The 14,785-nt window shown below is 55.9% G+C and carries 11 protein-coding genes; all 11 read left to right on the top strand.

Translation table 11 applies throughout. From position 1 onward, the window contains the following. Positions 1–136: 136 nt before the first annotated feature. On the top strand, positions 137–1,147 hold the full coding sequence (locus tag EHV15_RS22295) for an ABC transporter permease (RefSeq protein ID WP_178075933.1): 1,011 nt from the start codon (positions 137–139) through the stop codon (positions 1,145–1,147). Positions 1,148–1,205: 58 nt separating this feature from the next. After that, on the top strand, positions 1,206–2,084 hold the full coding sequence (locus tag EHV15_RS22300; protein WP_246061959.1) for an ABC transporter permease: 879 nt from the start codon (positions 1,206–1,208) through the stop codon (positions 2,082–2,084). 50 nt (positions 2,085–2,134) lie between these two features. Beyond that, on the top strand, positions 2,135–3,739 hold the full coding sequence (locus EHV15_RS22305; RefSeq protein WP_178075934.1) for an ABC transporter substrate-binding protein: 1,605 nt from the start codon (positions 2,135–2,137) through the stop codon (positions 3,737–3,739). A 27-nt stretch (positions 3,740–3,766) separates the two neighbouring features. Continuing rightward, entirely contained in the window at positions 3,767–5,038 is a 1,272-nt protein-coding gene (locus EHV15_RS22310; RefSeq protein ID WP_128633148.1) for a M20 family metallopeptidase, read from the top strand. 77 nt (positions 5,039–5,115) lie between these two features. Continuing rightward, positions 5,116–6,093: an ABC transporter ATP-binding protein gene (locus EHV15_RS22315; RefSeq protein WP_128633149.1), complete on the top strand. Its 978-nt coding sequence runs from the start codon at positions 5,116–5,118 to the stop codon at positions 6,091–6,093. Next, positions 6,090–7,052, top strand: a complete 963-nt coding sequence (locus EHV15_RS22320; protein WP_128633150.1) for an ABC transporter ATP-binding protein — start codon at positions 6,090–6,092, stop codon at positions 7,050–7,052. Before EHV15_RS22315 ends, EHV15_RS22320 begins: the two co-directional genes overlap by 4 nt. An 803-nt stretch (positions 7,053–7,855) precedes the next feature. Continuing rightward, positions 7,856–9,016 (top strand): ADP-forming succinate--CoA ligase subunit beta, encoded by a 1,161-nt coding sequence (sucC, locus tag EHV15_RS22325; protein ID WP_128633151.1) that lies wholly within the window; start codon positions 7,856–7,858, stop codon positions 9,014–9,016. A 33-nt stretch (positions 9,017–9,049) separates the two neighbouring features. Then, a complete protein-coding gene (gene sucD, locus EHV15_RS22330; RefSeq protein WP_128633152.1) occupies positions 9,050–9,979 on the top strand; it encodes a succinate--CoA ligase subunit alpha in 930 nt (309 codons plus the stop codon). A 104-nt stretch (positions 9,980–10,083) separates the two neighbouring features. Then, entirely contained in the window at positions 10,084–11,169 is a 1,086-nt protein-coding gene (gene dprA / locus EHV15_RS22335; RefSeq protein WP_178075935.1) for a DNA-processing protein DprA, read from the top strand. A 77-nt stretch (positions 11,170–11,246) separates the two neighbouring features. After that, entirely contained in the window at positions 11,247–13,349 is a 2,103-nt protein-coding gene (gene topA / locus EHV15_RS22340; RefSeq protein ID WP_128633154.1) for a type I DNA topoisomerase, read from the top strand. Positions 13,350–13,448: 99 nt separating this feature from the next. Next, on the top strand, positions 13,449–14,768 hold the full coding sequence (gene trmFO / locus EHV15_RS22345; protein ID WP_128633155.1) for an FADH(2)-oxidizing methylenetetrahydrofolate--tRNA-(uracil(54)-C(5))-methyltransferase TrmFO: 1,320 nt from the start codon (positions 13,449–13,451) through the stop codon (positions 14,766–14,768). Positions 14,769–14,785 lie beyond the last annotated feature (17 nt).

A 14,785-nucleotide genomic window follows, 5' to 3' on the forward strand; every position in this document is an offset into this window, starting at 1 on the left:
CGCTCTTTTTTTAGTTGGAGGGGACGTAGTGAGCCGTTCGGAAACTATGTAGAATGAGCACAATTCAGTAAAACCTTTTTCGCAAGGTACCTAACCTGACATGAACTGAACTGAAGGTGAGAGAGGGGGTGAGAGGTTGTTCACTTATACGATCCGGAGACTTGGACAGATGATTCCGGCGCTGATCGGCATCGTGCTGATTACGTTTATCCTGTCCCGCGTACTGCCGGGCGACCCGGCGGTGATGGTGGCCGGTGAACAGGCGCCTCCGGAGGTCATCGAGAAAATCAGGCACGACATGGGGTTGAACAAGCCTCTATTTGCCCAATTTTTCGACTACTTGGGGCAATTGCTGCGCGGGGATTTAGGTTTTGCGTACCACACCGGACATACGGTGGCGAGCGACTTTGCTTCGCGTTTTCCGGCCACGGTGGAGCTTACGCTGGCGAGCATCTTGATCGCCGTGATCGTGGCGATCCCGGTAGGTATCGTTGCCGCAACCCGCAAAGAATCGATCATCGACCACATTTCGCGCGTATTTTCGCTGGTGGGCGCGTGCATGCCGATTTTTTGGCTCGGACTGATTTTGATTTACTTGTTCTATTCCAAGCTCGGCTGGGCGCCGGCGCCGATGGGGAGAATCAGCGGCGATCTGAATCCGCCGACGGACATCACCGGGTTATACGTTTTGGACAGTTTGCTGTCCGCGGACTTTGTTGCTTTAAAGAGCAGCATTGTCCATCTGATTTTGCCGGCTATCTGCCTCAGCACCGGCACGATGGCGATCGTGGCCCGGATGACGCGCTCCAGCATGCTTGAGACCATCGGCCAGGACTTCGTCCGCACGGCGCGGGCCAAAGGCCTCAGCGAAGCGGTCGTGATCGGAAAGCATGCGCTAATCAACGCGCTGATTCCGACGCTTACGGTGCTTGGACTGCAGTTCGGTTATCTGCTGGGCGGCGCGGTCATTACGGAAACGATCTTTTCCTGGCCCGGGGTGGGCGGTTATATCACCGATTCCATTCTGGCGGCGGATTACGCGCCGATTCAAGCTTTTACGCTGGTCAGCGCCGTGTTGTATTGCTTGATTAATTTGCTGGTGGATTTGCTGTACGGCCTTCTGGATCCGCGCATTCGCTACGAATAGGAACACGAGGCTAACTAGATTAGAGAAGGGGGGGAATGCCATGTCTGCCGGGTCGACGATGACGGCGGGATCTCCGGCTCAGCCGGCCAAGGCCCGCAAAGCGACGTTCCTGCGGCTGCTGCTGCGCAACCGGCTGGCGACCATCGGTTTGACGTTTATCCTCTTGTGGACGATCGCCGCAATCATTGCGCCGTGGGTCGCTCCGTACGATCCTTACGTCCCGGATACCGCCGCCAAATTGCAGCCGCCGAACGCTGTTCACTGGCTGGGCACGGACAACTTCGGGAGAGATATTTTCAGCCGCGTTCTTTACGGGGCGCGAATCAGCATTTGGACGGGCCTGATCGCGGTGGGAATCTCTTTTGTGATCGGAGTTCCGCTGGGCGGGTTTGCCGCTTATTACAGAGGAAAAACCGAAACGGTGATTATGCGCGTGATGGATGTGCTGCTTTCTTTTCCATCGCTCGTTCTGTCGATGGCGATCGCCGCTTCCATGGGGGCCGGTTTATCCGGGGCCATGATCGCGGTCGGTATCGTGGGGATTCCCGAATTCGCCAGGCTGATGTATGGACAAACCGTTTCGCTGCGCGAAAAGGAGTTCGTGGAAGCCAGCCGGTCGATCGGGGTCAAGGATCGCGTCATTTTGTTTAAGCATATTCTCCCGAACGCCCTTGCTCCGCTTTTGGTACAGGCAACTTTGGGCATGGGGTTTGCGATATTGACCGCGGCCAGCTTAAGCTTTCTCGGCCTTGGGGTGAAACCGCCGATCGCCGAATGGGGCGCCATGATTTCGGAGGGCCGGGAATATATCATTTCGGGCGAATGGTGGCTTGTCACTTTCCCCGGCTTGGCCATCGCCACGGCGATTCTCGGCTTTAACCTGCTGGGGGACGGATTCCGCGATATTTTGGACCCGCGCTTGCGGTCCGGTAAATAGGGGTTATTTTCTATACCATATAAAACAAAAACAAAAGGGGAGATCGAGTGATGAAGACAGGAATGAAGTATTTTCTGGCGCTGGTATCGTTATGTGTAGTATTGGCCGGCTGTGCTCCCAAAGCCAATCCGCCGGCAGCCGAAGGAAACTCCAAGGGTCAAAATGAAACGTCCGGACAAGCGGCAGGCGGCTCCAGCACGCTGACCGTCGCTTTTTCCGAAGGGGGAACGACCCTCGATCCGGCGGAAGCGAGCGACCTTACATCCGACACGTTCGTCATCGCCGCTTACGACCAGCTTGTCACCTACGGGGTGAAAAACGTCGATGGCGCGGATGTAGCCGACACCGACAAAATCCAGCCGATGCTGGCCAAGGAATGGGAAGTGTCCGACGATCAATTGACCTATACGTTTAAACTGCAGGAAGGCGTGAAATTCCACAGCGGCAATCCGCTCACCGCAAAATCGGTCGTTTATACGTTTGATCGCGTGAAAAATTCCAACTCCGGCAGCTTCCTGTACGGAATGGCGGATATCAAATCGGTAACCGCGCTTGACGATTCCACCGTGCAAATGGTGCTGAACAAACCGAATCATATGTTTTTGCAAATCATCGCTTTGTACAACTTCTCCATCGTTGACGACGTGGCCATGGAAGGCAAACCTGCCGACTATTTGAACACGAACACGGCCGGTTCCGGTCCGTTCCTGCTGGATAAATGGGATCCGGCCAGCGAAGCGGTGCTGACGGCCAACAAAGACTACTGGCAAGGCGCTCCGAAACTGGACAAGGTCACGCTCAAATTCACCAAAGAAGCTTCGAACCGCGTGATGCTGCTGAACAAAGGGGACATCGACATGGCCATCGAAATTCCGGCCAAAGATGTGGCCAGCCTGGAAGCCAACAGCGCATTGACGGTTAAGTCGAATGCCAGCAACCGGATTTTGTACCTGGCTCTGAACAACAAGGTCAAACCTTTCGATAATGCGAAGGTGCGCCAGGCGATGGCCTATGCGGTGCCTTACGATCAGCTGATCAACGATGTTATGCACGGCCAGGCGAAAATCATGAAGAGCTCCGTGGCCAGCAATACGCCGGGATACACCGACAAAGGTTATGTTTACGAGCACAATCTGGAGAAAGCGAAGCAGCTGTTGGCGGAGGCCGGTTATCCGGACGGGTTCACATTTGACCTGACGCTGGGCTCGGGCTTCCAGGACTGGGAAGACGACGCGGTGCTCATTCAAGCGGAACTGGCCAAAATCGGCGTAACGATGAACATTAACAAAGTAGCGCGCGCTCAATTCCTGGAAATGCAAAAACAGAAAAACCTGGCCGCCTATATCTCGAAATGGACGTCTTTCGTCAACGATCCTTCCTATCACCTCGGCTTTTTGATGTACGGCAAAGGATCGTCCAACTACCATAACTACAGCAATGCCGAAGTGGACAAATTGTGGGAGCAGGCCAACCTGGAGCCGGATCTGGAAAAACGCAACGAACTGTACGCTAAAGCGCAGGAAATCATTACGACCGAATCGCCGTGGCTCTACTTGTACGAATACAACCGCATCGTGGGCATGAACAGCAAAGTTAGCGGCTATGTGTACTACCCGGATGAAGTCATTCGCTTCTATCCGTTGTCCAAGAACTGATTTAAACGGAGAAAAGGAGTGGCGGCTGTGACAGACTGGAAAACGAAAGTTTTGGAAGAAATCGACGCGCGGCAGGATGAACTGCTTGAGCTTTGCTCGAAGCTGATCCAGTTTCCGACGGAAAATCCTCCCGGCGACTCGCGTGAAATCAGCGCCTTTATCATTGACTATTTGCACCGGGCAGGAATTTCGACGGATATTCACGCGGCGACGGAACAGATGCTGAACCTGGTGTCGGAGTACAAACCGGCTTCGAGCAACGGCCGGAAAAAATTGATCTTTTGCGGGCACACCGATGTGGTGCCCGCAGGGGATTTGGAGCGTTGGGATTTCGATCCGTTCAGCGGGGAAATTCGTGATGGCTACATGCTGGGTCGCGGCGCTTCGGACATGAAAGGCGGGCTGGCCGGTCTTGTTTTTGCCACCGCGTTGCTGGCCAAGCTGGGCGTTCCGCTGCAAGGCGATCTGTCGCTGCTCATTGTCCCGGACGAAGAGACGGGCGGCCACCTCGGCGTGCCGTGGGTTTTGGAACGCGGCTTGATCGCAGGCACCGCGGCGGTTATCGCCGAGCCTTCGGGGCCGCTGAATCCGACGATCGGCCAGAAGGGGAGCTGCTGGTTCGAGTTCACCGTGGAAGGGACGCCGGGCCACGGCAGCCTGTCGCCGATCATTGGCGAGAGCGCGATCGTCAAAGCGGCCAAAGGCATCGAGGCGCTGCAGCGGCTGTGGGACATCGAGCCGAAAATACCGGACGAAGTGAAGGAAATCATCGAGATTTCCAAGGAATACGCCAAAGAGCGGGAAGGCCAGGGCCTGGCTTATCAAGTTTTTGATCATGTCACGGTCAATATCGGAACGATTCAAGGCGGGACCAAGGTCAATGTTGTAGCCGACCGCTGCACCGTGCAGGTTGACTCCCGCGTGCCGTTTGGCGTGGATTACCGCGAGGTGATGGAACGGGCTCATTCGCTGCTCCTTGGCGCGGGGATCGAAACGGAAATTAAACCGTTTGGTTTTCAAGGCAACGCCAACTGGACGCCGCCGGAGGAGCCGGTCGTCCGCCATCTGGTGGACAGCATTTCCGAGGTCAGCGGCGAGGAGGCTTACGGCGTATTGCAATGGGCTTCCAGCGACGCCCGCCATTTCCGTACCCACCATATTCCGGTGCTGCAGTACGGCCCGGCGGAGCTGTCCACGATTCACAATTTCAATGAGAAGGCGCCGGTTTGGCAGATCATCCAATGCGCGAAAGTGTACGCGCTCACGGCGTTGAAATATTTGGGAGTCGATGAGAAATAGCAGGAGTATCTGGAAATAGCAGAACGGCGAACTTGACGAGTTATTATTGAAGTTTTTTTGTAAAGGAGGGGACTAGGATGGCTAATTTGCTGGAGATCTCCGGCCTCCGCACGGAGTTCACGACGCCGGGAGGCGTCATCAAAGCGGTGGACGGCGTCAGCTTTACGGTGCGTAAAGGGGAGACGCTCGGGATCGTCGGCGAATCGGGGTGCGGGAAAAGCATCACCTCGCTGTCGATCATGCAGCTGCTTCCTAAGCGGGTCGGCCGCGTTGCGGCGGGGGAAATCCGCTTCGAAGGCAAAAACCTGCTGACCGCTTCGCGCAGGGAAATGCGCCAAATTCGCGGCAATCGCATTGCGATGATTTTCCAGGAGCCGATGACGTCCCTGAATCCGGTATTCAAAGTCGGCAAGCAAGTATCCGAAGCCGCGCGTTATCATTTGAAAATCGGCAAACAGGAAGCGCGTAAGCGCGTGGTGGATATGCTGGCCAAAGTCGGGATTCCCCGTCCCGAAAAAATATTCGACCAATATCCGCATCAACTGTCCGGCGGTATGCGGCAGCGGGTGATGATCGCCATGGCGATGGTGTGCAACCCGAGCCTGCTGATCGCGGACGAGCCGACCACGGCCCTCGATGTGACGATTCAGGCGCAGATCCTCGACCTGATGCGCGATTTGCAGAGCAAAGAAGGGACATCGATCATGATGATCACACACGACCTAGGGGTCGTGGCGGAAATGTGCGATCGCGTCGTAATTATGTATGCCGGGCAGGTCGTGGAAGAGACGGACGTCAAGACGCTGTTCCGGATGCCGAGGCATCCTTATACCCGCGGGCTGTTGGCTTCGCTGCCGCAGCTGGCGGGGGACACCGACCGGCTTAAGTCGATTCCGGGACAGGTTCCGAATCCGCTCGAAATGCCTTCGGGCTGCCGCTTCGCTCCCCGCTGTCCGATGCGGGTCGAACGCTGCGAACAGTCGGACCCGGAACTTAAGGAAGTCGCTCCCGGACATCTGTGCCGGTGTCTGCTTGAACAGGAGGCCAGCCTATGAGTACGCTGCTTGAAGTGCGCAACCTGAAAAAGCATTACCCGATCCGCAAAGGGCTGCTGTCCAAGCAAGTCGGCTCGGTGAAGGCGGTCGACGGAGTCACGATGTCGGTGCAGCGGGGGGAAACGCTGGCCGTGGTCGGCGAGTCCGGCTGCGGCAAATCGACGACAGGGCGGGCGATTCTTCGCCTGATTGAGCCGACGGACGGCGAAATCTGGTTTGACGGCACCGATGTGCGGGCGCTGAACCCGGAAGGGTTGCGGCAGCTGCGCACACAGATGCAGATGGTGTTCCAGGACCCTTACGCTTCGCTTGATCCGCGCTGGACCGTACGGCAGACGCTGGAGGAGCCGCTGCGCACGCACAATCCCGGCAGCGCCGCCGCGCTGAAGGACCGGGTAGCCGAATTGATGGAGGTCGTCGGGTTATCGCCATATCACGCCGACCGCTATCCGCACGAGTTTTCAGGCGGTCAGCGGCAGCGGATCGGGATTGCCCGGGCGCTGGCGCTGAACCCGAAGTTTATCGTCTGCGACGAGCCGGTCTCCGCGCTGGATGTATCGATTCAGGCGCAGGTGCTGAATCTGATGCAGGACTTGCAGGACCGGTTTGGCTTGACCTATCTGTTTATATCACATGACCTGTCCGTGGTGAAGTTTATCAGCGACCGCGTCGCGGTGATGTATTTGGGCAAAGTGGTGGAGCTGGCGCCGACGGCGGAGCTGTTCGCGGCCCCGCTGCACCCGTATACCAAGGCGCTGATGTCCGCCGTGCCCGTGCCGAACCCGGAGCAGCGGCCGGAAAGAATCGTGCTGTCCGGCGATGTTCCGAATCCGGAACAGCCCCCGAGCGGCTGCGCGTTCCATACGCGCTGTCCGCTGGCGACGGACATCTGCCGTAAGGAGACCCCCGTGTTAAGGGAAGTGTCTTCCGGCCGGCAGGCCGCTTGCCATCTTGTATAATTGATTTGGAAATGAACATATACAATAGTAGAGAAGTTACTTTAAATGTTTGAAACCGCCGGTCATTGGTGCCGGCGGTTTTTTCGATATGTTATAATTTTCAGGCGCGGATCAGGACGCCGTCGAGATAGCTGGAATGGGATCAACTGCAAAAGTGCATCTCATTTGGGACTAGCGGATAAAAAAGCAGCTTATGGCCGGAAATGAACTGCACATTTGCAGTTGAACCGCCTGTTTCGAGAAATTTCGACGAAAATCGCCTGCACTTTTGCATTTCGTAGGATGATCTTGAGTGGGATGATCTTGAGTAGGATGACCTTGAGCGGGAGGGCTTTGCGTGGGGCGGCCCAATAGCGGGGTGGCCTAGAACGGATGTGGTTTTTTAAAGTAGCTTCTATACGACCCTTCGACTAATGCTGAACATAGGAGTATGGACCTAAATTCGGCCCCGGACGCCGGCTTTTTCTGATGTGCAAACACATTTCTCACATTGAAACTATAGAGACAAACGTGCGGATTGCTGCGGAAAAAGTCGAAATTCATCTCAATGCGAGATGTGTGTTCCGACAAAAACCGGCTTTTTTTCAGCGGATAGACGCTTAAAAATGATAAAATGGGCCTAGCAATAATTCATCTCAACTTGAGATGAAAACGATATAAAAAAGTTGTGTATAAATGATGAACTTTTTAAGGAAAGCGTTTTAAAAAAGTGGTACAATAATCTGGGTTTCAGCTGATGTTTCCATGATGGGGGCCTGCTTTGTACCCTCTAATACCGCCTGTTGATAGGAGGATTTTTACGCATGAATATCCATGAATATCAAGGAAAAGAAGTCCTGAAGCAGTACGGCGTTGCCGTTCCTGAAGGACGGGTGGCATTTACGGTCGACGAAGCCGTGAAAGCGGCGGAAACGCTGGGTACGCCTGTTGTCGTCGTCAAGGCGCAAATCCACGCCGGGGGCCGGGGAAAAGCCGGCGGCGTCAAAGTTGCGAAAAATTTGGACGAAGTCAAAAGCTATGCGCAGGAGCTTCTCGGCAAAGTGCTGGTCACGCATCAGACGGGGCCGGAAGGCAAGGAGGTTAAGCGCCTGCTGATCGAGCAGGGCTGCGACATCAAGAAGGAATATTACGTCGGCGTCGTCGTGGACCGGGGAACCGGACGCGTAACGATGATGGCTTCCGAGGAAGGCGGCACCGAAATCGAAGAAGTGGCTGCAGCGACACCGGAGAAAATTTTCAAAGAAGTGATCGATCCGGCGGTCGGACTTACGCCGTTCCAGGCGCGTCGTTTGGCTTTTGCGATCAACATTCCAAACGAGCTCGTCGGGAAGGCTGCACAGTTTATGCTTGCTTTGTACAATGCGTTTATCGACAAAGATTGTTCCATCGCGGAAATCAACCCGCTGGTCGTCACCGGAGACGGCCATGTGCTGGCGCTCGACGCCAAGCTGAATTTTGATTCAAATGCTTTGTTCCGTCACAAGGACATTTTGGAGCTGCGCGATTTGGAAGAAGAGAACGAAAAGGAGATCGAAGCCTCGAAATTCGACCTCAGTTACATTGCCCTCGATGGGAACATCGGCTGCATGGTAAACGGGGCCGGACTTGCGATGGCGACGATGGACATCATTAAATATTATGGCGGCGACCCTGCAAACTTCCTGGACGTAGGGGGCGGCGCGACGGCCGAAAAAGTTACGGAGGCGTTCAAAATCATTTTGTCCGACGCCAAGGTGAAGGGCATTTTCGTCAATATTTTCGGCGGCATCATGAAATGCGACGTCATTGCTTCCGGCATCGTGGAAGCGGCGAAGCAGGTCGGTCTGGACCGTCCGCTAGTCGTGCGCCTGGAAGGGACGAACGTCGAGCTCGGGAAGCGGATATTGGCCGATTCGGGGCTGGCGATCGTATCCGCGGACTCCATGGCCGACGGCGCGCAAAAGATCGTTTCGCTCGTATCCTAAGTTTTACCTATCCATGAAGGGGAGGCTCGAAATATGAGTATTTTGGTCGATAAAAATACAAAGGTCATCACCCAGGGGATTACAGGCAAAACCGCCCTGTTCCACGCCAAAGGCGCCCTGGATTACGGCACCCAAATGGTGGGGGGAACTTCGCCCGGCAAAGGGGGAAGCCAGGTCGACATCGCGCTGGAGAACGGAAGCACGGTCAGCCTGCCCGTTTTCAACACGGTGAAAGAAGCGAAAGCCGCTACCGGCGCGACGGCCAGCGTTATTTACGTGCCGCCTGCTGCCGCGGCTGATTCCATTCTCGAAGCCGTAGAGGCGGAAATGGAGCTTGTCATCTGCATTACGGAAGGGATTCCGGTGCTCGATATGGTTAAGGTCAAACGTTATATGGAAGGGAAAAAGACCGTGCTGATCGGTCCAAACTGTCCTGGTGTGATCACGCCGGGCGAATGCAAAATCGGCATTATGCCGGGATACATTCATCTTCCGGGCCATGTCGGCGTCGTATCCCGCAGCGGCACGCTGACGTATGAAGCCGTACATCAGCTTACGACCCGAGGGATCGGGCAATCCTCGGCCGTTGGCATCGGCGGCGACCCGGTCAAGGGATCGGAGTTTATCGATATTTTGCGCCGGTTTAATGAAGACGAGAACACGCATGCCGTCATCATGATCGGAGAAATCGGCGGCACGGCGGAAGAGGAAGCGGCCGAATGGATTAAGGAAAACATGACGAAACCTGTCGTCGGTTTTATCGGCGGGGTTACGGCGCCTCCGGGGAAACGGATGGGCCATGCCGGCGCGATCATTTCCGGCGGGAAAGGGACGGCGAAGGAGAAAATAGCCATGCTTGAGGCTTGCGGCATCAAAGTGGCGCCGACGCCTTCGGAAATGGGCGCTACGCTCGTCAGCGTGCTTGAGGAACGCGGTCTGCTCGAACGCTGCACGACACATTGATTTTTATTTGGTATAATAAGGGAAAGGTAAGCAACCTTCACAGCCAATGGCGGGAAGGTTGCTTTTTTTGTTGTCCTGGCATACATCTGAATGGAGGAATGGACATGGAGAAAAAATGGATTCTGGTGGGGTTGCACGAAAGCCCCGGACTTGGCTGGAAGAGGATTCAAGGCATTTTGTCCCGGCCCGGTTGGGAGGGGGCGCCGGACTTTAGCTCCGCGGATTGGATGGAGCGGGGGCTCGATTCCGAGCTGGCCTTGCAAATGTCCAAGCTTTTCACCTTGGAGTGGATCGAATCCCGACTGGAGCTGATGAGGCGTAAAAAAGTTCGAGCGATCACCCCTTTTGATGCGGAGTATCCTGTATTAATGAAGGAAATCACCCGCCCGCCTTGGGTGCTGTATACGCTGGGCGAGCCCGGGCTGCTCTCCACCCTGTCGGTGGCCATCGTAGGAACGCGTCTGCCTACCGCCTATGGGCGCAAGGTTGCCGTTCAACTGGCGGAGGAGCTGTGCGCCCACGGCATTACGGTCGTCAGCGGTTTGGCCCGCGGGATTGACGGGATCAGCCATGAGGCGGCGCTCCGGGCGGGCGGCTGGACAATCGCCGTGCTGGGTACGGCCATTGATGTCGCTTATCCGCCGGAAAACGCCTCCCTGTACCACAGCATTGCGGAGCAGGGGCTGATCGTTTCCGAATACCCGATCGGCACGCCGGGGCATCCCGGCATGTTTCCGCAGCGCAACCGGATCATCGCCGGGATCAGCCGCGGTACGGTGGTCGTGGAGGCGGACGCCCGCAGCGGTTCGCTCATCACGGTGGATTGGGCGCTGGAAGCGAACCGGGACGTGTTTGCCGTGCCCGGCCCGATCACCTCGCCCAAAAGCCGCGGTACGCTGGCGCTGCTGAAGCAGGGAGCGAAAATCGTAACCGGTGCCCAAGATATTTGGGAGGAATATGGTTCCATCTTTTCCGCGCCCAAAATGCCTGTCCAAACCGGGAAAAACGCAAACAAGTTGACAGATGAGGAGCGGCGCATATACCATATGTTGGAGCAGGGAATCGCCAGTTTTGACGAATTGCTTGTAAAAACGGAATGGGATTTTGGACTTTTACATTCAGTTCTGTTATCTTTAATCATGAAAAAAACGGTGGTCCAGCTCCCTGGCTCCGTTTATCAACTAATATAGTCCATTCCTAACCGAGAGTGGCTGAATATATGACTATATCAGATGGAAGTTTGTATGTTTGAGAGGAGGACGAACCTGTGGCGGATTCACTCGTCATCGTGGAATCGCCTGCCAAGGCGAAAACGATTGGCAAATACCTAGGCAGCAAATACATCGTGAAAGCCTCAATGGGCCATGTTCGCGATTTGCCCAAAAGCCAAATTGGGGTTGAAGTGGAGAACGACTTCAGTCCGAAGTATATTACGATCCGTGGGAAGGGTTCCGTATTAAAAGAATTGAAGGATGCCAGTAAAAAGGTCAAAAAAATCTATCTGGCAGCCGACCCCGATCGCGAAGGAGAAGCGATAGCCTGGCATCTGGCCCATGTCTTGGACGTGGATGAAAAGGAAACGTGCCGCGTCGTGTTTAATGAGATTACGAAGCAGGCGGTGAAGGATGCGTTTAAAAGCCCGCGCAAAATCAATATGGATCTGGTGAACGCGCAGCAGGCCAGACGCATTTTGGATCGGCTCGTCGGTTACAAAATCAGCCCGCTGCTGTGGAAAAAGGTCAAAAAGGGCTTGTCGGCCGGCCGTGTTCAATCGGTTGCCGTCAAGATCATTTTGGACCGGGAAAACGAAATTTCCGCGTTTGTACCCGAGGAATACTGGAGCATTACGGCGAGGCTAAAAACCGGAGAGTCCTCGTTCGAAGCGAAGTTTCATCAATTCCGCGGCCAGAAGCTTGAGCTGAAGAGCGAGCAGCAGGTTAAGGAGATTTTACAATCGATCGAAAAAGCCAAATTCAGCGTTGCCGAGGTCAAGGAGAAGGAACGTCTGCGCCATCCGGCCGCTCCGTTTACGACCAGCTCTCTGCAGCAGGAAGCGGCCCGCAAGCTGAATTTCCGCGCCGCCAAAACGATGTCGGTCGCCCAGCAGCTGTATGAGGGCGTTGACCTTGGGAAGGAAGGCACCGTCGGCCTCATTACCTACATGCGTACCGACTCGACCCGGATTGCCGCGTCGGCGCAGGAGGAAGCGCAGGAATACATCCTGGGCAAGTACGGCAAAGACTATGTTCCCGAATCGCCGCGCCAATACTCGAAGAAGGCGGCCGGCGCGCAGGATGCCCACGAAGCGATTCGCCCGACGTCGGCGATGCGCGACCCCGAATCGGTCAAGGAATTCACCAGCCGGGACCAGTATCGGCTGTATAAGCTGATTTGGGACCGCTTTATGGCCAGCCAGATGTCCTCGGCCGTGCTGGATACGCTGTCCGTCGATATCGCTGCCGGCGAGGCGACATTCCGCGCCGTCGGGTCGAAAATCCGCTTTCCGGGATTTATGAAGCTGTATGTGGAAGGCAACGACGACGGAAGCGCCAACGACGATGACAAGTTTTTGCCGCCGCTGGCGCAAGGGGATAAGCTGATCACGGAAGAGATCGAGCCGAAGCAGCACTTCACCCAGCCGCCGCCGCGGTATACGGAAGCCCGCCTCGTCAAAACGCTGGAGGAACTGGGTATCGGACGCCCAAGCACGTATGCGCCAACCCTGGAGACGATCCAAAAACGCGGTTACGTCGCGATTGAGGAGAAGAAGTTTGTGCCTACCGAGCTGGGCGAGCTGGTCATCGAGCAAATGGAGCAATTTTTCCCGGAAATCCTCGATGTGGAGTTTACGGCCCATATGGAGGAGGACCTTGACCACGTGGAGGAAGGCGCCGAAGATTGGGTCCGGGTGCTCGGCGAATTCTACGAATCGTTTGAGAAACGCCTTAGCGTGGCCGAGGAAGAAATGAAGGAAATCGAGATCGAAGACGAGGTTTCCGACGAAATTTGCGAAAAATGCGGCAAACCGATGGTGTATAAACTGGGACGGTTCGGCAAGTTCCTGGCTTGTTCGGGGTTCCCGGATTGCCGGAACACGAAGCCGATCGTCAAGGATATCGGCGTAACTTGCCCGAAATGCAAGGAAGGCCATGTGGTGGAGCGGCGCAGCAAGAAGGGGCGGATTTTTTACGGCTGCGATCGTTACCCGGAATGCGATTTCGTATCTTGGGATAAGCCGTCGCCGAAGCCTTGCCCGAAATGCGGTTCACTGCTCGTAGAGAAGCGGAACAAGCAGGGCGGAAAGCTGCAATGCACTTCCTGCGACTACGTGGAGGCCATCGAGGAAAATGACGACGGTGCCGACGATTAAACCGGCGCCTCCCGCTTGGACCAATACCGTACGAATTAATATTTGAAGCGGGAAATCATCTAAGATACTCAGCAGGAGATTTGGGGGGATTTTACTCTTATGAACAACAATAAAGTAACGGTTATCGGCGCGGGGCTGGCGGGCAGCGAAGCGGCTTGGCAAATCGCGAGCCACGGCGTCCCCGTCGTGCTTTACGAAATGCGCCCGGTCGTTAAAACCCCGGCCCACCACACGGATAAATTCGCCGAGCTCGTCTGCAGCAACTCGCTGCGGGCCAATGGCCTAACCAACGCCGTCGGCGTGCTGAAGGAAGAGATGCGGATGTTGAATTCGCTCGTTCTTGGCGCCGCCGACCGCAATGCGGTCCCGGCGGGCGGGGCGCTGGCGGTGGACCGGGACGGGTTCTCCGGAGAAATTACGCGCACGCTGCGTGAGCATCCGCTGATCGAAGTGGTGAACGAGGAGATCCAGGAGATCCCGCAAGAGGGGATCGTCGTGATCGCGACCGGCCCGCTCACGTCTCCCGCGCTTTCGGAGCAAATCAGGCGGCTGACCGGCGAGGATTACTTTTATTTTTATGACGCCGCCGCCCCGATCGTGGAGAAGGACTCGATCGATATGAGCAAAGTGTATCTCGCTTCCCGCTACGATAAGGGCGAAGCCGCTTATCTCAATTGTCCGATGACGGAAGAGGAATTTGACGCATTCTACGAAGCGTTGATTTCCGCCGAAGTGGCCCAGCTCAAGGAATTCGAGAAAGAAGTGTATTTCGAAGGCTGCATGCCGATCGAAATCATGATGCGGCGCGGCAAGCAGACCGCGTTATTCGGGCCGATGAAGCCCGTAGGCCTCGTTAACCCGCATACCGGCACGCTCCCTCATGCCGTTGTGCAGCTTCGCCAGGATAACGCAGCGGGGACGCTGTACAACTTGGTGGGTTTCCAGACCCATTTGAAGTGGGGCGAACAGAAGCGCGTCTTCTCGATGATCCCGGGCCTGGAGAACGCCGAATTTGTGCGTTACGGCGTCATGCACCGCAACACATTCATCAATTCACCGAAGCTGCTCGAGCCGACGTATCAGCTGAAGGCGCGGCCTACGCTCTTTTTTGCCGGCCAGATGACCGGCGTCGAGGGTTACGTCGAGTCCGCCGCCTCCGGCCTGATCGCCGGCATCAACGCCGCGCGCGCCGCCTCCGGCGCCGAAGGCATCGTCTTCCCCGCGGACACTACGCTCGGCAGCATGGCGCGGTACATTACGACCGCCGACTTCGAGCATTTCCAGCCGATGAACGCCAATTTTGGCCTGTTCCCGAAGCTGGACACCCGCTACCGCAAAAAAGCCGAAAAAAACGAAGCGCTCGCCCAGCGTGCGCTGCAAAGCTTGAGAACCTTTATGACAGAAGAACGGTTGGGCTAACCACCGTTTTTTTGCAC

Origin of the sequence: Paenibacillus oralis, assembly GCF_003863965.1 — a bacterium.
Taxonomy (GTDB): domain Bacteria; phylum Bacillota; class Bacilli; order Paenibacillales; family Paenibacillaceae; genus Fontibacillus; species Fontibacillus oralis.

What these genes read in the sequence shown, in the direction of transcription:
- EHV15_RS22300 (WP_246061959.1), top strand. Translation starts at nt 1,206, where the DNA reads ATGACGGCGGGATCTCCGGCTCAGCCGGCCAAGGCCCGCAAAGCGACG.
- trmFO (WP_128633155.1), top strand. Translation starts at nt 13,449, where the DNA reads ATGAACAACAATAAAGTAACGGTTATCGGCGCGGGGCTGGCGGGCAGC.
- sucC (WP_128633151.1), top strand. Translation starts at nt 7,856, where the DNA reads ATGAATATCCATGAATATCAAGGAAAAGAAGTCCTGAAGCAGTACGGC.
- EHV15_RS22305 (WP_178075934.1), top strand. Translation starts at nt 2,135, where the DNA reads ATGAAGACAGGAATGAAGTATTTTCTGGCGCTGGTATCGTTATGTGTA.
- dprA (WP_178075935.1), top strand. Translation starts at nt 10,084, where the DNA reads ATGGAGAAAAAATGGATTCTGGTGGGGTTGCACGAAAGCCCCGGACTT.
- sucD (WP_128633152.1), top strand. Translation starts at nt 9,050, where the DNA reads ATGAGTATTTTGGTCGATAAAAATACAAAGGTCATCACCCAGGGGATT.
- EHV15_RS22315 (WP_128633149.1), top strand. Translation starts at nt 5,116, where the DNA reads ATGGCTAATTTGCTGGAGATCTCCGGCCTCCGCACGGAGTTCACGACG.
- EHV15_RS22320 (WP_128633150.1), top strand. Translation starts at nt 6,090, where the DNA reads ATGAGTACGCTGCTTGAAGTGCGCAACCTGAAAAAGCATTACCCGATC.